This window comes from uncultured Acetobacteroides sp. (genome assembly GCF_963667355.2).
Taxonomy (GTDB): Bacteria; Bacteroidota; Bacteroidia; order Bacteroidales; family ZOR0009; genus Acetobacteroides.
The window spans coordinates 3,015,430-3,032,986 of record NZ_OY763328.2 but is presented as its reverse complement, the minus strand read 5'-3'; the positions used below and the strand labels follow the sequence as shown (position 1 = coordinate 3,032,986).

Sequence of the window (17,557 nt, the reverse complement as noted above, 5' to 3'; positions counted from 1 at the left end):
CCCCTTATACAGTGGTTCGCCTACCTATTTTGCAGCGGCTCTGCTAAAAGGTAACTTGCGAAACTCTTGATTATCTGTTCTTGAATTGAAGTAAAATTGAAATAAAGTCGATTCTGTATGAATTCGAATGACATTAGAAAAACATTCTTTGATTTCTTCCGCTCGAAGCAGCACGAAATTGTGCCTTCGGCTCCTATGGTGGTAAAAAACGACCCCACCCTGATGTTCACCAACGCTGGAATGAACCAGTTTAAGGACATCTTTTTGGGCAACCAACCCGCTAAGTTCCCTCGCGTAGCCGACTCGCAGAAGTGCCTTCGCGTATCGGGTAAGCACAACGACCTCGAAGAGGTAGGCCACGACACCTACCACCACACCATGTTCGAGATGCTGGGCAACTGGTCGTTTGGCGACTACTTTAAGGAGGAGGCCATTGCCTGGGCTTGGGAGCTGCTAACCGACGTGTACAAGCTGCCTAAGGATAGGCTCTACGCTTCGTACTTTGGTGGCAGCAAGGACGACAACATGGATGCCGACACCGAGGCCCTCGACATATGGAAGAAGTACCTTCCGGAAGCACAAATCCTACCCGGATCTAAGAAGGACAACTTTTGGGAGATGGGAGAAACCGGCCCCTGCGGCCCTTGCTCAGAGATTCACATCGACCTAAGAGATGACGACGAGCGGGCTAAAGTAGCCGGTCGTGATCTTGTTAATAAGGATAATCCGCTGGTAATCGAGATATGGAATAACGTGTTCATGCAGTTTAACCGCAAGGCAAACGGCGACCTAGAGCTGCTACCTGCCAAGCATGTTGACACCGGCATGGGATTCGAGCGCCTCTGCATGGCCCTACAGGGCAAGAAGAGCAACTACGATACCGACGTATTCCAGCCAATGATTATGAAGCTTGCCGAGATGTCGGGCAAGAAGTACGGCGAAAACAAGGAGGCCGACATCGCCATGCGCGTTATTGCCGACCACCTCAGAGCCATCGCCTTCTCGATTGCCGACGGCCAGCTGCCATCGAACGTTAAGGCCGGATACGTTATCCGCCGTATCCTTCGCCGTGCCGTTCGCTACGGGTACACCTTCCTTGGCTTCAACGAGCCATTCATCAACAAGCTGCTGCCAACGCTGGTTGGGCAGATGGGCGAACAGTTCCCTGAGCTGAAGTCGCAGCAAGCGCTTATTGAGAAGGTAATCACAGAGGAGGAGGCCGCCTTCCTGCGCACCCTCGAAACGGGTATTCGCCATCTTGACACCATCATCGAAAAGGTAAAAACTGAAGGCAAAAAACAGATTGACGGCAAAACAGCCTTCATCCTCAACGACACCTTCGGATTCCCCTACGACCTTACCGAGCTAATTGCCCGCGAGAAGGGATTCACCGTAGATAAGGCAGGCTTCGAGAAGGAGCTGCTGGAGCAGAAGAACCGCTCGCGCAACGCCGCTGCCGTTGAAACCGACGACTGGGTGGAGCTGCGCAAGTTCGACTCCGAGGAGTTTATCGGCTACGACAACAATACAGCCGACGTGGTGATTGCCCGCTACCGCGCCGTGAAGAGCAAGAATAAGATCCAGTACCAGCTGGTGTTCGACCGCACCCCATTCTACGGCGAGAGCGGCGGCCAAGTTGGCGACTCGGGCTACATCGAGTCGGAAAACGAGAAGATCGCCATCATCGATACCGTTAAGGAGAATAACCTTATTGTACATATCACCGATAAGCTTCCGCAGGATGCATCGGCCAACTTCCACGCCGTGGTAAACATGGAGGCCCGCACGGCCACCGCCAACAACCACTCGGCAACCCACCTGCTCCACTTCGCGCTTCGCCAGGTGCTTGGAACCCACGTTGAACAAAAGGGATCGCTGGTTCGACCAGAGGGGCTTCGCTTCGACTTCTCGCACTTCCAGAAGGTAACCGACGAGGAGATGATGCAGGTGGAGCGCATCGTAAACGAGCTCATCCGCAGAAATACCCCGCTAAAGGAGCACCGCGATACACCAATTGAGGAAGCCAAGAAGCTAGGCGCCATGGCGCTATTCGGCGAGAAGTACGGCGATAAGGTGCGCGTGATCCAGTTTGGAGAGTCGGTTGAGCTGTGCGGCGGAACCCACGTTCCTGCAACTGGACAGATCGGTCTCTTCAAGATAACGGGCGAGAGTGCCATCGCTGCAGGCGTACGCCGCATCGAGGCGGTTACCGCAAGGGGTGCCGAGGAACTCATCTACAGCCAGGAAGAATCGCTAAAGGAGGTAAAAGCTCTGCTGAATAACCCCGCCAACCTATCGGCAGGGCTAAAGAAGCTGATCGACGAGGCCACCGAGCTCCGCAAAACCATCGATGCGCTGATGCGCGAAAAGGTGGTGGCGCTGAAGAGCGAGCTTAAGGCGAAGATCTCCGAGGTAAACGGCACAAAGGTGCTTGCCCAGGAGGTTGCCCTTAGCCCCGATGCCATCAAGGATCTTGCCTTCCAGCTAAAGGGTGAACATGCCGATCTACTTATAGTAATAGGTGCGGTGAACGACGGCAAGCCCAGCCTTACCGTTGCTGCCGGCGATGCCCTAATCAAGGATAAGGGGGTAAATGCCGGACAGATCATCCGCGAGGCCGCCAAGGAAATCCAAGGTGGCGGCGGCGGCCAGCCCTTCTTTGCCCAAGCAGGCGGAAAGAACGCCCAAGGCATCGCCAAGGCCATTGCCAAGGCGGTGGAGCTAGGAACAAAATAATTTGTAGACGCGAAATAAAACGTTAATGTAGGGGCGAAAGATTTTTCGCCCCTACATTAGATAAAATCCCGCCCCAGCAATGGAGGCGGGATTTTTTTCGTACCCGCTCAGCCTCAACCTGCCAACATGCATTTAGCAGAATTATTCGCTACTTTTGTAGCTCAAAACTAGAAACAATGAAACTCCTGATCGAAATAAAGGATAGCAAGGTTGACTTCATCCTCGAACTCCTAAAAAACTTTTCGTTCGTAAAGGTTAGCCCGCTGACAAAAGAAAAGGCGGAGCAAATGGAAGACCTCAAGGATTCGGTAGACTACGTGAACGAGGCCAAGGCAGGCTACAAGAAAAGCCGAAGCGCCAAAGATTTTCTCGATGAGCTATAGCATTTCGACAACTCCTACATTCGAAAAGCAGGCAAAGAAGCTTGCCAAAAAGTACCCATCACTCAAATCCGACCTCCTCTCGCTTATTGAAAAACTAGAGGAAAACCCGACTCAGGGAGTTGAGCTAATCCCCAATTGCTATAAGGTAAGAATCGCAATTGCCTCTAAGCATAAAGGAAAATCGGGAGGTGCCCGAGTTATCACCTACGTACATATCGAAAACCAGCAAGTCTACCTTCTTTCGATATTCGACAAATCGGAAAAAGAAGCAATTTCTGATGCAGAAATTAGGGATATCCTAGGTTGCATTGAATTGTAGGGGCGAAAAATATTTCGCCCCTACGCCGTTTATTCCCGACCATTTTCACACATCCCCCGAACATTTAAAGGCAGCTTTCGCAATTATGCATGCATAATTGGCCGCTGCAGATTTGCGACAACGAATTATGCATGCATAATAGGGCGCTGCAGCTCTGCGGCAACGAAATATGTATGCATATTGGGCTGCTGCAAACCTGCGGCAGCCCAATATGTACGCATACAGGGCTGCCGGCGATGGCGCGCAGGGTTGTATGTGCGCATGCTGGGCCATTCCTTTAAAAAGAGTAAAAAAACATCCCCAATTCTTGCTATACTTGCACCGACATCATCCCCGAAAATATGAAGAAGAAAGCGTTGGTGGTAGGTGCAGGCTCGGATATGGGCCGCTGCATCATCGAGCGGCTCGGCGGCGAGTACGACATCTGCTACACCTACCGGTCGAAAAGGGATAACCTGCCTGCCGGAACATCATTCCAGCTCGATATCACCTGCATTGAGGCGATAGAGGCGGTATTCGCCCAGGCTGGGCCGCTGGACCTCATCGTAACGGCCTCGTTCCCGTACATCAACACCAGCCTCGACTCGCTGGACGACTACGCCATGATGGAGCGCTACCTGCGCGGCTACGTGGCCATCTTCACGCTGGCCAAAAGGCACCTCAACAAAGGTGGGCTGCTGGTGAACCTGCTGGGGCAGAGCGCCGACTTCGGGCTGCCCTCGGCCCCGCACTACGGCGCCAGCTTCGCCTACATCGACAACCTGGCCAAGAGCTACAATGCCCGCTACGGCCGCCAGGGGCTGATGAACGTCTTCAACCTGCAGCTGGGCCCGGTGGAAACCGCCCTCTGGGCTGGCGTGAGCGCCGACGAGCGCAGGTACTTCGAGGAGCGGGTGCAGGCCTTTATCGACCCCAACGAGGTGGCCGAGCTCGTCTACAACGTTTCGAAGATGAAGGTGATCCCCACCAAGCTGGTGCTCGACGGCTACTTTAGCTTACCCATCTAAAAGGCCATGAGCAACAGCAAAGGAGCCACGCTGCTCTTCATCGGATGCCTTTTGATGGGCTCCATGGGCACCTTCGCCAACTTCGTGCAGGGCACCCATCCGCTAAACATCCTGCTGATGCGCTACGGATTTGCCCTAGCCGGGCTGCTGGCTATCCTGCTGCTGCAGCTCATCATCAAAAAGAATGAAGCCAAGCAGTACGTTAGCCGCAACTGGAGCGCCATAAAGGCATCGCCCAAGGTGTACCTGCTCACGGGGCTGGTGTCGGCGCTGGTGATGGCCACCTACGTCATGGGCACGCTCCGCTTCTCGGTTGGCCTCAGCGTGGTGATGCTCTACACCGCCACCATCTACCTGCCGTTTATCGAAAAGATGATACGCCGATATTTCATGCCCAGCCTCCACCGCTCGAAGTTTGGCAGGCGATACTACATCTCGTCGTCCATCAACCTGCTGGGGCTGCTGCTGGTGGTAGCCTCCACCCTGTCGGACGCCAAGCTGAACCTCATCGGGCTGATTTCGGCGGTAGCCTCCGGCTTCCTCTTCAGCATCCTGATGGTGCAGGTGAGAGCCATGAAGGGCAGCGGCATCGATGCCGAGCACACCCTCGTTAGCGGAGCGCTGGTTGGCTTTACGCTCCTCTTCCCGGCGGCATTCCTGCTCCCCATCTCGTTTACCCCCCACAACCTTGCCGCAGCAACCGGGCTTGGCGTACTGGCAACCGCCATTGGGGGCATCTTCTACTTTAAGGGATTTAGCGCCGTGCGCCCCGATCTGGCCCCGCTCCTCGCCTACTTCGAGCCCATCTTTGGGTCGATGCTGGCGCTCATTTTCCTTGGCGAACGCTACAGCCTGCTGGCCGTAGTGGGAGTCATCCTCATTATTGGCACCAGCATTGCCTACACCTACCTCACCCGAAGGGGAAACAGCCGGCAAGGCACCCGCTAAAATTCCGCCGACAAGAACACGCACGCCCCCATTCACCCCATTTCGGGGTGCAGCATCACTATTTTCATAAAAGAACTAGCGCTACCGTATTATTACTATAAAAATAGTTGCAATTACTATTTTTATAGTATACATTTGTTCCATCGAATAATTAGAATCAACAATGGAAAAGCTAACACGACAAGAAGAAAAGGTAATGCAGGCCATCTGGAAAACGGGCGAAGGCGCCATTAAGGACATCATGGAAAACTACCCCGACAAAAAGAAGCCGCACTACAACACCCTTGCTACCGTGATTAAGATTTTAGAACCAAAGGGCTATGTAGACCATAAAACCTTTGGCAACGTAAACGTATACTTCCCCATTATAAAAGAGGAAGAGTACACCGCCCAGTTCCTTTCGGGATTTGTGAGCAGCTACTTCGGCAACTCGTATAAAAACGTGGTGTCGTTCTTTGCCCGCAACGAAAACCTCAGCGAGGAAGACCTTAAGGATATTCTCGACATGATTCAGAAAAACAGGGAAAAGCCATGACCACCGAATTCCTAATCTACCTAGCCAAAGTTGCGCTCAGCATCCTGCTGCTGATGGGGCTATTTAAGGCAGCCCTCGCAGCCGACCATTCCTTTGCCCGCAACCGTTTCTATTTAATGGGAGCTGTACTCTGGAGTATCTGTGTTCCCCTACTAACCACGCAGTGGAGCAGCAATCCGGTAGCCGTTATCGCACCAACCTATACCATAAACCTACCCGAACTGGTGGTCACGGCCCCAGGCACAGCAACTGCCAGCAACGCTTGGGGCAACCCAACCACCATCATCCTCACCATTTACCTTACCGGTGTTGCTATCTTTCTTTTGCGGATGATGGGATCGTACGCCCGCGTACTCTACATCATCGCCACTTCCAATGATTATACTATCGATAGCTATAATATCAAGGTGACCCGTGCGGCCATCGCCCCATTTGCCTTCTTCGGGTGGATTGTCTTCCCCGAGAAGCTAATCGACCATCGCGACCTTACCAAGATGCTGCTCCACGAGCGCGTGCATAGCCGGCAGCTGCACTCCATCGACCTCCTCTTGGGCGAGCTATTCGCGGTGTTCCAGTGGTTTAATCCGGCATCCTGGATGCTCAAGAAACTTATTACCGAGAACCACGAGTACACGGCCGACCGTGCAGTGATAGACCTCGGGGTGAGCACCTACGAGTATCAGGCATCGCTGGTAAACGCCACCGTTGGGCGCGAGGTTGTTCCGGTAAGCCACTTTAGCCTAATTCTTATTAAAAAACGCATTAAGATGATGAACAAGAATCGTAATTCGGCATGGCTCCGAGTAAAGAGCCTGCTCGTTCCTGTGGCATTTGTGGCTGCAGTAGTGCTAACATCGTTTACCGTTGATATGGGAGTAAAACGCTCCAACAACAGCAACGAGACCTCATCGGAAGCAGCGGTAAAAAAGCAACAATCAAAGGTTAAGGTTACTCCACCAGCCAATAAAAAAGAGAACAACAACCGAACATACCGAGCCGTAGAGCAAATGCCTTCCTTCCCAGGAGGAACAAAAGCTATGATGGAATTCTTATCAAAGAATACCCAATACCCTGAAGAGGCTGCTAAGAAAGGCATACAAGGAACTGTTTTCGTTCAGTTTGTTGTAGAAAAGGATGGTTCTATCAAGGATGTTAAAGTTATAAGAGGAAAACATCCATTGCTCGATGCGGAGGCTGTTAGAGTTGCTAAGCTAATGCCTAAATGGACTCCAGGTAAACAAGATGGTAAAGCGGTTAGAGTAGAATTTACCATGCCTGTTAAGTTTAAGCTTCAATAAAACAAATTGCTAATACAGGCAAGCCGCCAGCAGCATTCTGGCGGCTTCTTACTTCTTGCGATTCTCGATATACACTCGACATACACATGTAACGCTAAACCAGACCATGACCACCGAATTTCTAATCTACCTAGCCAAGGTTGCGCTCAGCATCCTGCTGCTAATGGGGCTCTTTAAGGCAGCCCTCGCCGCCGACCATTCGTTTGCCCGCAACCGTTTCTACCTAATGGGCGCCGTACTCTGGAGCATCTTTGTTCCCCTACTCACCACGCAGTGGAGCAGCGAGCCTGTAGCCGTTATCGCTCCAACCTACACCATAAGCCTACCCGAGCTGGTGGTCACGGCCAAAGGCACAGCAACCGCCAGCAGCGGATGGGGAGATCCCACCACCATCATCCTTACCATTTACCTTACCGGTGCTGCCATCTTTCTTTTGCGGATGATGGGGGCCTACGCCCGCGTACTCTACATCATCGCCACTTCCAACGATTATACTATCGATAGCTATAATATCAAGGTGACCCGTGCGGCCATCGCCCCATTTGCCTTCTTCGGGTGGATTGTCTTCCCCGAAAATCTAATCGACCATCGCGACCTTACCAAGATGCTGCTCCACGAGCGCGTGCATAGCCGGCAGCTGCACTCCATCGACCTTCTCTTGGGCGAGCTATTCACGGTGTTCCAGTGGTTTAACCCGGCATCCTGGATGCTCAAGAAACTTATTACCGAGAATCACGAGTACACGGCCGACCGCGCCGTGATAGACCTCGGGGTGAGCACCTACGAGTACCAAGCATCGCTGGTAAACGCCACCGTTGGGCGCGAGGTTGTTCCAGTAAACCACTTCAGTTTGATCCTTATTAAAAAACGCATTAAAATGATGAACAAGAATCGTAATTCAACATGGCTCCGCGTAAAGAGCCTGCTCGTTCCTGCTGCCTTTGTGGCTGCGCTTTCGCTAACCTCCTTTACCGTTGAGATGGGAGTGAACCGCTCCATCAACAGCAACGAGACCTCATCGGAAGCATCGGTACAAAAGCAACCATCAAAGGCTAAAGCTACCCCATCCACCGTCAAAAAAGAGGACAAAACTCAGGAATTCCAAGTCGTAGAACAAATGCCCTACTTCGGAAAGCAAAAGTCATCAAGCAAAAGCGAGATGATGCGGTTCTTAGCAATGAACACCCAGTATCCGAAAGAAGCTGCAGAAAAGGATATACAGGGAACCGTATATGTTCAGTTTGTTGTTACCAAAAAAGGGAAGATTACTAAAACTAAAGTTATCCACGAAGCGCATCCATTGCTCAACGAAGAAGCCATACGCGTTACCAAGCTAATGCCCGACTGGACACCTGGTAAGCAAAAAGGAAAAAAGGTAAACGTAGTGTTTGTTTTGCCTGTTAAATTTGTTTTAGAAGGTAAAAAAGTTAGCACAAGCACAACCATAACTATACCCTCCGAAAACACGGTAAACATAGACAGTAAAAACAAACCCATGTATACCATAAATGGGATAGAGTATGCAGGAGATGTTAACACAATAGACACTCACTACATTAAGTCAATATCCATCTATAAGGATGCTGCTTCGTGCGCCAAATATGGAGATAAATCAAAAAACGGAATAGTTAACATCAAACTGAAGAATGGGGTAACTACTCCAACAACTCTTGATGGCCCTACAGTTACCGGCTACAAGTAACCTTTTACAAGTCACCAGCATTTCCCGCTGGCGGCTCTTATCCCCGCTAATCGTTCGAAATCCCCCCTCAAAACAATAACGACCATGAAAACTTACTTCCTACTTTTAGCGGGGATACTGCTAAGCAGCACCTCCCTTTTTGCCCAGCGCGAGGAGTTTAACCGCGCCATCATCAACGACGACAGGGAGGCCATTATTCGGTATGGAGAGCAGCTATTGTTGAGCAATCATCAGTCGAAGGAGGTGTACCGCAAGCTGGCGCAGGCGTACAAGGAGAAAAGCAGCTACAGTAAAAGCATCGACTGCCTCAATAAAGCCTATCTGCTCGACAGTACCGATATCAAAACAACCATCTCCCTTGGCGAAATCTACCTTGCCAACGGCGATGAGGATAAGGCGCTGGAATACTTCAACCGTACCTCCGACATCGACCCCTCAAATACGTATGCCCTTTCGCTTCAGCTTAAGATATTCCTGAACAAGGGAAACCTTACCAGCGCACAGAAGCGTGCTACCATGCTCTGCCAAATAGACAGCAGCAACTTTGCCCATTTCAGAAACCTCGGGATCGTTAACCTTCGCTTGGGGCAGAACAAAGATGCCGCCGAAGCATTCGAGCATGCCATGCTTCTTAATCCCAAGGATATCCTTAGCCGCAGCAAGCTGTGCAGCTACCTTATCACCTCGGCGCAATACAAAAAAGGAACAAAAGTTGCCACAGATGGTCTTGCGCTGATGAGCGATCTCAAATCGCAAAACGCCATCGTTCTACGACGTAACCTTGCCCTTATTCAGTACAACCAAAAGAATGCGGATTCCTGCATCAACCTTGTAAAGCAGCTAAGAGCCGATGGCGATTCTATAGATGTATACACCTACAAGCTGGCAGGCTACAGCTACTTTATGAAAGGCTTCTACGACGATGCCGCAGCCAACCTCGAAGTGCTCTACCAAAAGAGCCCCGAAGCCGACAGCCTCCAATTCCAGCTGCCCTTTACCATCGCCCAAGCCTACTTCAACATGTACCAGCTAAAGGAGGCCAAAAAGTACGCCGATATTGCCATCCGCAATATTACGCCTTCGCCCCAACTCCTATACAGCGGCAACCTGCTTAAGGGACAATGCAGCGTGGAGGCAAAGAATTACAAGGAAGGTATTGCAGCATTCGAGGAAGCCATCCAGGTTAGCCCAACCGAACCCGTAGCCTACACAGCGCTAAAGAACTGCTACCTAAAGATGAAGAATCGGCAAAAGGCAATCGAATCGCTCAACCGCTACATCGCCGTTATCGACAGGCAAAAGGAAAGCGGCCTAGAAATCAGCAAGGAAACAATGGAAGATTACCGCGCTGTGAAGAAGCATATCGAAGAAATGAAGCAATGATCGCCAAAAAATCAGGAGCAAAGTCTCCCACGAAATAACGTATAAAGGGTAATGCTTGCTACAATCATTTTTCTATATTTAACGCATCTAGTTAAAGAAAAACAAACAAATACTTTTAAACAATCTGCAGCATGAAACGATCCGTTTTGTTCCTAATTGGGTTACTACTGACCTCTTCCCTTTTTGCACAACGCGAGGATTACAACCGAGCGATTATCAACGACGACAACGAGGGCATCATTAAGTACGGCGAGATGCTTCTCTACAGCGGAAAATCATCAAAAGAACTCTACCGGAAGCTCGCGCAGGCCTACAAGGAGAAAAATAGCTACAGCAGGTGCATCGATTACCTCAACAGGGCCTACCAGCTCGACTCCAACGACGTAAAAACATCGTTTGCTTTAGGAGAAGCCTATCTTGTTAAGGGCGACGAAGAGCAGGCAATGCAATCTTTACTAAAGGTGATGGATCGCGACAGCAAAAATACCCAAGCCCTAAGCCTTATCCTTAAGATGAACCTAAGCAGCGGAAGAAAAGATCTTGCCGAGATAAACGGGCTTGAACTATGCTCGATAGACAGCACCAACTCTGCCTATTTCCTTACCCTAGGTAGAATTTACGAATCGAGACAAAAGGACAAGCAGTCGCTTAAGGCCTACCTCAAGGCATGGGAGCTTAATCCGAACAACCCTACCACAAACCTGCTGCTGAGCAACGCCCAAATCCAGAACGATCAACCCGACAGCGCAATTCGAACCGCCAATCATGGGCTACGCATTGCAGGAAACGACAAGTCGCGTACCGCAATTCTTCTTCGCCGAAACATTGCGAAGGCGTTTTATAGATCGGTGCAATACGATTCGTGCCTGGCATACTGCGCCAAGCTAAAAGCCGATGGCGATACTATTGAAGATGCTACCTACAAGCAGGCTGGATACGCCTACTTAAGCCTTCGTGACTACCTAGGCGCTTCGGAGGAGCTGCAAAAGGTGTGGGATAAGAACAGTAACAACGTTCAGCTCACATTCGAAATCCCCTACTACCTCGGAAAATCCTATCACGAAATAAACGATCCTCAGAAGGCTATTAAATACCTAACAAAGGCATTAGAATCTTTACAACCCAACGAGGTAAAGCTCTACAAAGCGTACATTGCCAATGCCGAATGCTATTGCAAGATTAAAAAATACGACAAGGCCATCGAACAGCTAAACAACGCCCAATGGTATCAACCTGAGAATACCGAGACATACATTAAAATCGCAGATATCTACGAGACAGACCTTAAAGATTTCGCAAAGAGAAACGAGGAGCTGAAAAGCTACCTCGCATACATAGATAGCATCCGCAAAAAGAAGGGAAGCATACCTCAAAATATGGAAGAAAGCTACAATAGTATGAAGGATATGCTTGAAAGAAACATCATAACCATCACAGTTGAAAAGGGATCTGACGGTAAGATGAGATCGGTTTACACAAAAAAAGATGCAAATGGCAAAATCCTTGAACAAAAGGAGATCGGACGCCAAAAGTAGCTATCAGTGAAAAGAAATTGAGTACAGCAAGAGCCCTTCGGGGCTCTTCGTCGTTAACGCCTACGCACCTTTAGCAGCAGCGACGTTGCTAAACCAAAGGTAGAGGCCACCACAACCGCCAACGCCACACTGCCCACCACGTACTGAAAGAGCGCCGCCTGCAAAACATCAAGGTTAATGGAGGAGAGGCTAAACGCAACGGGCTTACTCACAAATAAGCCCCCGAAAATCACGCTAAAGTAGAGCACAAAGGGGGTCATTGGAGGTACGCTGAAGTAGCTGGCCGCAATTACCAGCGGCTTGTTAAGCTTTAGGAGAAACGAGGTGGCAACGGCAACAATGGTTTGGAAGCCCCACAACGGAATGATAGAGATAAATACCCCAACCGCAACCGAGATGCTCTTGGTGAGGTCGCTCTCGTTGGGATCGACGATAAGCAGCTTCAGCTTTACAAGGTACTGCTTCAGCTTCGCCTTAAAAGTAGTGGGTACGGCCTCCTCCTGGCTCTTTGGTTGTGGTTGGTTATCGCTCATGCTCTCCATTTGAGGAGGCGAAAGTAGCAAAAATAAACAAACCCCTTTCGCCGGTGTAGCTTTGCTACATCGGCACCTAAATCAGCCATAGCTTTTAGCGTTCGTTAGCAAGCACCCTGTATCCAAAGATGATATCTTTGCGCTAAATACATACGATTTATGGTAAAACATGTAGTTTGCTGGAAGCTTAAAGACGAAGCCGAAGGCAACACCAAGCTGCAAAATGCGCTTATCGCAAAAGAGAAGCTCGAAGATCTCCGCGAGGTGATCGACGAGATCAGAAGTATCAGGGTTGGCATCAACGCACCCGGAACGCCCGAGGGGAACTGGGATTTGATCCTGGAAAGCGAGTTTACCACCCTCCGCGATCTGGATACCTACGCCAACCACCCCGATCACCTTAAAGTTGTCGAATTTATCAAGAAGGTTGTTGAAGGACGTATTTGCGTGGACTACGCAATTTAAGCTATAGACGTAACCTACTAGAAGAGGCCCCGCATAAAGCGTAGGGCCTCTTCTATTTTTAAGGTGGTAGATCATGTCTGTAGGAGCAGGTTAGGCCTCTCCTTCACGCTACCGCTACGTCCGCTCGTCGGGAATGAAGTTCAGCGACACCGAGTTTACGCAGTGACGGGTATTGGTTGGGGTAAACCCCTCGCCCTCGAAAACATGCCCCAAGTGCCCGCCACATTTGGCGCACGAAATCTCAACCCTTCGCCCATCAGGATCTGGCGTACGCCTCACGGCATCTTCAATCTCATTATCGAAGGCAGGCCATCCACAGCCCGAGTTAAACTTGCTATCGGAGCGGTAGAGCGGCGCCTTGCACTGCCGGCAAACGTAGATTCCCCTCTCGAAATGATCGTCGTACTTTCCACTAAAGGGGCGCTCGGTCCCCTTCTTGACAAGGACATACTCCTCATCGCGCGTAAGCCTTCTGAATTCCACTCTTTTCATCATCTTCTGTTTTTCCGATTTAGGCTATCCCCCTACTCCAGCGCAGCGCTAGCATCACCAGCGGTGACCTCTCTAGCGGTTTTTTCTACGGAAGAAAGAGCTAAAGGTTCACTAACCTCTGCTAAGCAATGCCTACTAACAAAAATTGCAGGGTATATCTTCCGCTATGGACAGCCAAGTAAATGTAAAGGGTAAACTAAAACGGTTGTAGACTTCAGCACCACCTACAGGAGGAACCGTGTCTCAAACCGATACATTTAATGCTGTAACGAATGGTAAATTTGTTAATTTTACCCAGTCCTACACATTTCCGCAACCACCATCAGAATATTGGTAGGTTGCTCAGGACTGGAATAGGCTAACCAATCTGTAAAACATATCGAATAAATGGCAAAGTACTTATTAACCTTCGCAGCAGCAATCTTACTTTTCGCGGCATGCCAAAAAGAGAAAGAGGGGATTGACAGCTTCCCCATTCTTGCAACCAATCCCATGGTGGATGTAGACTCTTCAGGCATAACATTAAACATGACCTTTACAAGTAAAGGATCCTGCAAAATTCAAGAAGCCGGTTTTTGTATTGATTCAACCAGTATTAAATCGTTTACAGCCGAAAAATCTACAACTATAGAAGATTTAGCCAATGAAAGTTCCTATAGTAAAAGGATAAAGAGGCTATTCTTGCTGGGAAAAGAATACTACGTCCGCTCCTACGTAAAGGTGAAGGATGCCATAATCCTCGGTAACGAAATCAGCTTCACCGGCCAACGCGACATAACTCCAATAATTACAGAATGTACACCAAACGAAGGGTTACATCCTATTGATACGATATACATAAAGGGGGAGAACTTCGAGTTTTACAAGAATAAAATGAAAGTCCTTAGGATTGACTATGATGGTTGGACTACCCACCCTATGGGCTTCTCTTACATGGATAAAAACACGATTAAGGTATATGGTTCATTTTGGCATTTAAACCGACTAAAGATTCAATTTGACAACATAGGACTAAGTCCCAATTTGAATTTAAAATTGAATGAATTAAAAAACATTAGGATTGACAAGCAAAATGCTTATCCAGGCGATACCATTACATTTAACTGGGATAATGTGCTAGACAAAAGAGACAGTCTGGATGTTAGTATTAACACCTATAACAAAGCTCAGGTTATTGAGAGAACTGAAAAACACATCAAAATTAAACTTCCTAAATGGGGTTGGTACTCTTGGCAAGTTTCTTTTAGCTGCAACTACCATTACACTTCGAATTCAATCAACGTATTAAGTGTTTTTGATGATTACAATGTGGGAACGATAAATGCAGGAGAGAGTTTTAGAATACGCACAAAGTTTCCAATAGACGAGGAAGATGTAAATGGCCTAAAGATTTACAACTTAAACTATAATATACTGGACAATTCGTATGTCAGTTTAGAACCCAAATATGTTGATAGTCGAACTATCGAATTTACACCATCTGAAATCGCTGCTGACAATGCCAAACCTAACGAAGATTTGTCATCAACTTTTGCTATTTACAACAAAGGCGACTACCATTCTAGTATAAAATTGGGGACCATAACTTTTAAGTATAACTTTCGCACAGGGACTAGAATGGGGGTAATTCCGAACCAAACACCACCATCTGTAGTTGTTACTGATAATGGTTTTTGTAACTATAGCAATGGTCTTAGTGTGGGATCTATTCCTTTGGAGAATCAATTGCATGTGAAACCTAACATCCTAAATATCCCATCATGTATTAATAATTTTGGATTAACGAAAGATCCTATAAACCACAAAACCTACTTCTATACTTGTTATTACTATGATTATGGCTATATCTATGTTACAGATGAAAAATTCAACCATATAGAAACCATCGAATTCAAGCCAACACCATATGTAGTCAACTATTGTTCATCGTTTATATACAACAGCAAAATCTTTTTCTTAGGGCATACAGGTTACCAATCTAATAATACACGCGATGTATTTTCCATAGATTTAACCACCAAGGAATACAAAAAAGAAGATATTACTTTACCTTGGAGCAATGTGGGCAAAGAGGGGTACTACGATTACTTCATGGAAGCAATAAAATCGCACAACATTGGTGGAGACATTTATATCGATGCCCTATCTAAAGGCGTAAATTCGATTTATAAGCTCAACAAAAACACCATGCAGTTCGAATACTTTGCCGACTTCCCACATAACCCTAACAACAGCCCGTTAATCACCTATGAATTTAACGACAAATGGTGCGTAATAGCGAACGATAAGGTATGGGTATTTAACGGAAGCACATGGAACGAATGGGCAAATGCACCTAAGGATTGTACAATGTACTTTGAGTACAATGGCAAGATGTACTTTACTCAAAAGGGGTACTTCAGCTTATACATGCGCCCTTTATAGAGATCAAATATATTTCTTCTTAATCAATCCAATAATGAAAAGGTTTTCAACAATAATAGCATTAGTAATCATTTGTATGCCTGCATTCAGCTCTGGCTACAAGTACCTCAAGGTAGAGGTAAACCGATTAAGCGGTAGTCCTACAGGCGATAAGATGGTTAGCACATCGGCCATTACAAGCGAATCGCTTTACAACAACTACTCGAAAATGAGCGGTTTTTCGGTAGGAGCTAGCTACCTATTGGGCTACCATATAGAAGTGGGGGCTGCCTTTTCTCATTCGAACATGAAAGATTGGAGAGGTTCTTCCAACAGCTACTTTCCGGGAGCATCCTCTCAGATTAATATGCTACAGGTATTCGGAAACATCAACCTTCCTATTTTTCGGTACAACGTTTTAAACACGATAAGCCTCTACTTAGGAGGAAGCCTCAGCTACGGTAGTGTGGCAAATAGCGTATACGCATCGTTTGTAAAAACGGAGAACGCTTACGAGTTTATGAAGACCAGCTCAGCTTACCTCTATAAGCGAAACGCTGGCGGTGCCGGACTGCGATTTGGTGCAAACATCGACATACCCTACTACAATCTTGGAGTAAACATTGGTAAATCGTTCAACATAAACAAGGTTGAAAAGAAGGGATTTATTTACGATGATGCTTTTAGCACCTCCCTTTGGGAAGTTGGTGTCTATTTCAAACTCCCTAAACAATCACGTAGAATTATCAAATCAAACTAATTAATGAAAGCAATACTTATAGCTGCATTTTCACTTGCGTTCGCCTCCAGCTGCTTTTCGCAAAAAAACAGCATCAACGATATTGTAAGATTAAATAAGGGCAAGACGATCTACGATTTGGATGTATCAAAGGGTAGAACTATGCTTGCCTATGGTGTGGGTAACCGAGTGGTAATCCTGAATCCAGACAACATCGATGACTCGACCGGAATTGCCGTACCCGACAAGGTTACAAGTATTGATATTTCGGAAGACTCTTCGAAAGTTACTTTCGGTACAATGACGGGAAAGGTTGGCATTATCGATATTAAATCGAAGACAATAGAAGGCGTATTCACGCCGCATAAGGAGGTTGTTACGTCAGCGAGATTGATAAATGGGAATAAGGGCATTGTAAGCAGCTCGTACGATAGCAACCTCTGCTACACCGACACCGAATCGAAGGCAACCACCATCATTCAAAAATTTGAGAAGGAAATAAACTCTATTGCCGTACAAGACAGCCTCCTCCAGTTTATCACCATTGGTGGTGATGGGATGCTTAACGTATGGAACTCGAAAAATCTCCAAAGCATCGGTAAGATGAAGGTTGACAACAGCTGGGGAAGAGATCTCGTTTACTGGAGCAATAAGCGCATTTCGACCTGTGGCGATGCTGGCACCATTCGCACCATAAATATAGGAAACCCATCAATGCCATACGAAGAAGAAAAGGAGAAGCATGTCCTCTCCAGAATTTATTCTATAGACATACTTTCTTCTAGATATGGCAACATTTCAGCATCAACTGATAACTATGGCAAAGTAAAGGTTAAATGCAATATTGCATTTAATGAATCCGTATATGGCCATAACATAAACGACCTAACCTACAAAATTCGTTTTATTGGAAATTCGGAATCTCTTATTGTTGCGGTTGCAACACAAAAAAATGGACTTTATATCATTCCAGTATCAAAGATGTCTACGCTCAAGCTATAAGATACCTCCCAAAAGGAGTTTGGGGAAAATAAAAAGGCTGTCTCGTTTTCGAAACAGCCTTTTTGGTATTCGATAAT

The 17,557-nt window shown here is 47.7% G+C and carries 15 protein-coding genes and 1 pseudogene; 14 read left to right on the top strand and 2 right to left on the bottom strand.

Annotated elements, in window-relative coordinates:
• The first annotated feature begins 117 nt into the window (after positions 1 to 117).
• From alaS to ACHZA1_RS12460, 10 genes are all read left to right on the top strand, one after another.
• Positions 118 to 2,736 carry an alanine--tRNA ligase gene (alaS, locus tag ACHZA1_RS12505; protein WP_320052211.1) on the top strand — a complete coding sequence of 873 codons (2,619 nt, stop codon included), beginning with the start codon at positions 118 to 120 and terminating at the stop codon, positions 2,734 to 2,736.
• 176 nt (positions 2,737 to 2,912) lie between these two features.
• The gene (locus ACHZA1_RS12500) at positions 2,913 to 3,119 is read left to right on the top strand and encodes a hypothetical protein (RefSeq protein ID WP_320052210.1); all 207 of its coding nucleotides are present in this window, start codon (positions 2,913 to 2,915) and stop codon (positions 3,117 to 3,119) included.
• Complete coding sequence (locus ACHZA1_RS12495; RefSeq protein ID WP_320052209.1) at positions 3,109 to 3,438, top strand: type II toxin-antitoxin system RelE/ParE family toxin; 330 nt, start codon at positions 3,109 to 3,111, stop codon at positions 3,436 to 3,438. The genes ACHZA1_RS12500 and ACHZA1_RS12495 overlap by 11 nt, the downstream gene beginning before the upstream one ends.
• 341 nt (positions 3,439 to 3,779) lie before the next feature.
• Positions 3,780 to 4,445, top strand: a complete 666-nt coding sequence (locus ACHZA1_RS12490) for an SDR family oxidoreductase (RefSeq protein ID WP_320052208.1) — start codon at positions 3,780 to 3,782, stop codon at positions 4,443 to 4,445.
• A gap of 6 nt (positions 4,446 to 4,451) precedes the next feature.
• The gene (locus ACHZA1_RS12485; protein ID WP_320052207.1) at positions 4,452 to 5,393 is read left to right on the top strand and encodes an EamA family transporter; all 942 of its coding nucleotides are present in this window, start codon (positions 4,452 to 4,454) and stop codon (positions 5,391 to 5,393) included.
• 163 nt (positions 5,394 to 5,556) lie between these two features.
• Positions 5,557 to 5,928, top strand: a complete 372-nt coding sequence (locus tag ACHZA1_RS12480) for a BlaI/MecI/CopY family transcriptional regulator (RefSeq protein ID WP_320052206.1) — start codon at positions 5,557 to 5,559, stop codon at positions 5,926 to 5,928.
• Positions 5,925 to 7,226, top strand: coding sequence for a M56 family metallopeptidase (locus ACHZA1_RS12475; protein WP_320052205.1), 1,302 nt, complete (start codon positions 5,925 to 5,927; stop codon positions 7,224 to 7,226). Before ACHZA1_RS12480 ends, ACHZA1_RS12475 begins: the two co-directional genes overlap by 4 nt.
• A 106-nt stretch (positions 7,227 to 7,332) precedes the next feature.
• Positions 7,333 to 8,928, top strand: coding sequence for a M56 family metallopeptidase (locus ACHZA1_RS12470; RefSeq protein WP_320052204.1), 1,596 nt, complete (start codon positions 7,333 to 7,335; stop codon positions 8,926 to 8,928).
• 84 nt (positions 8,929 to 9,012) lie between these two features.
• Positions 9,013 to 10,311, top strand: coding sequence for a tetratricopeptide repeat protein (locus ACHZA1_RS12465; RefSeq protein WP_320052203.1), 1,299 nt, complete (start codon positions 9,013 to 9,015; stop codon positions 10,309 to 10,311).
• A 131-nt stretch (positions 10,312 to 10,442) separates the two neighbouring features.
• On the top strand, positions 10,443 to 11,846 hold the full coding sequence (locus ACHZA1_RS12460; protein ID WP_320052202.1) for a tetratricopeptide repeat protein: 1,404 nt from the start codon (positions 10,443 to 10,445) through the stop codon (positions 11,844 to 11,846).
• 53 nt (positions 11,847 to 11,899) lie between these two features.
• Here the strand turns inward: ACHZA1_RS12460 and ACHZA1_RS12455 are convergent, their stop codons facing one another.
• On the bottom strand, positions 11,900 to 12,379 hold the full coding sequence (locus ACHZA1_RS12455) for a DUF2062 domain-containing protein (protein WP_320052201.1): 480 nt from the start codon (positions 12,377 to 12,379) through the stop codon (positions 11,900 to 11,902).
• 159 nt (positions 12,380 to 12,538) lie between these two features.
• Here ACHZA1_RS12455 and ACHZA1_RS12450 point away from each other — a divergent pair, with 159 nt between their 5' ends.
• Positions 12,539 to 12,844, top strand: a complete 306-nt coding sequence (locus tag ACHZA1_RS12450) for a Dabb family protein (protein ID WP_320052200.1) — start codon at positions 12,539 to 12,541, stop codon at positions 12,842 to 12,844.
• A 126-nt stretch (positions 12,845 to 12,970) separates the two neighbouring features.
• Here ACHZA1_RS12450 and ACHZA1_RS12445 read toward each other — a convergent pair.
• A pseudogene (locus ACHZA1_RS12445) lies at positions 12,971 to 13,339 on the bottom strand (methionine-R-sulfoxide reductase); the annotation flags it as partial.
• A 384-nt stretch (positions 13,340 to 13,723) separates the two neighbouring features.
• On the opposite strand from ACHZA1_RS12445, the gene ACHZA1_RS12440 reads away from it, so the two are divergent.
• From ACHZA1_RS12440 to ACHZA1_RS12430, 3 genes are read left to right on the top strand one after another with little or no spacing between them, the layout of a single operon-like run.
• Positions 13,724 to 15,760, top strand: a complete 2,037-nt coding sequence (locus ACHZA1_RS12440; RefSeq protein WP_320052199.1) for a hypothetical protein — start codon at positions 13,724 to 13,726, stop codon at positions 15,758 to 15,760.
• 34 nt (positions 15,761 to 15,794) lie between these two features.
• Positions 15,795 to 16,499: a hypothetical protein gene (locus ACHZA1_RS12435; protein WP_320052198.1), complete on the top strand. Its 705-nt coding sequence runs from the start codon at positions 15,795 to 15,797 to the stop codon at positions 16,497 to 16,499.
• Between the two features lie 3 nt (positions 16,500 to 16,502).
• Positions 16,503 to 17,480 carry a hypothetical protein gene (locus ACHZA1_RS12430; RefSeq protein WP_320052197.1) on the top strand — a complete coding sequence of 326 codons (978 nt, stop codon included), beginning with the start codon at positions 16,503 to 16,505 and terminating at the stop codon, positions 17,478 to 17,480.
• Positions 17,481 to 17,557 lie beyond the last annotated feature (77 nt).

What these genes read in the sequence shown, in the direction of transcription:
- alaS (WP_320052211.1), top strand. Translation starts at nt 118, where the DNA reads ATGAATTCGAATGACATTAGAAAAACATTCTTTGATTTCTTCCGCTCG.
- ACHZA1_RS12500 (WP_320052210.1), top strand. Translation starts at nt 2,913, where the DNA reads ATGAAACTCCTGATCGAAATAAAGGATAGCAAGGTTGACTTCATCCTC.
- ACHZA1_RS12495 (WP_320052209.1), top strand. Translation starts at nt 3,109, where the DNA reads ATGAGCTATAGCATTTCGACAACTCCTACATTCGAAAAGCAGGCAAAG.
- ACHZA1_RS12490 (WP_320052208.1), top strand. Translation starts at nt 3,780, where the DNA reads ATGAAGAAGAAAGCGTTGGTGGTAGGTGCAGGCTCGGATATGGGCCGC.
- ACHZA1_RS12485 (WP_320052207.1), top strand. Translation starts at nt 4,452, where the DNA reads ATGAGCAACAGCAAAGGAGCCACGCTGCTCTTCATCGGATGCCTTTTG.
- ACHZA1_RS12480 (WP_320052206.1), top strand. Translation starts at nt 5,557, where the DNA reads ATGGAAAAGCTAACACGACAAGAAGAAAAGGTAATGCAGGCCATCTGG.
- ACHZA1_RS12475 (WP_320052205.1), top strand. Translation starts at nt 5,925, where the DNA reads ATGACCACCGAATTCCTAATCTACCTAGCCAAAGTTGCGCTCAGCATC.
- ACHZA1_RS12470 (WP_320052204.1), top strand. Translation starts at nt 7,333, where the DNA reads ATGACCACCGAATTTCTAATCTACCTAGCCAAGGTTGCGCTCAGCATC.
- ACHZA1_RS12465 (WP_320052203.1), top strand. Translation starts at nt 9,013, where the DNA reads ATGAAAACTTACTTCCTACTTTTAGCGGGGATACTGCTAAGCAGCACC.
- ACHZA1_RS12460 (WP_320052202.1), top strand. Translation starts at nt 10,443, where the DNA reads ATGAAACGATCCGTTTTGTTCCTAATTGGGTTACTACTGACCTCTTCC.
- ACHZA1_RS12455 (WP_320052201.1), bottom strand. Translation starts at nt 12,379, where the DNA reads ATGAGCGATAACCAACCACAACCAAAGAGCCAGGAGGAGGCCGTACCC.
- ACHZA1_RS12450 (WP_320052200.1), top strand. Translation starts at nt 12,539, where the DNA reads ATGGTAAAACATGTAGTTTGCTGGAAGCTTAAAGACGAAGCCGAAGGC.
- ACHZA1_RS12440 (WP_320052199.1), top strand. Translation starts at nt 13,724, where the DNA reads ATGGCAAAGTACTTATTAACCTTCGCAGCAGCAATCTTACTTTTCGCG.
- ACHZA1_RS12435 (WP_320052198.1), top strand. Translation starts at nt 15,795, where the DNA reads ATGAAAAGGTTTTCAACAATAATAGCATTAGTAATCATTTGTATGCCT.
- ACHZA1_RS12430 (WP_320052197.1), top strand. Translation starts at nt 16,503, where the DNA reads ATGAAAGCAATACTTATAGCTGCATTTTCACTTGCGTTCGCCTCCAGC.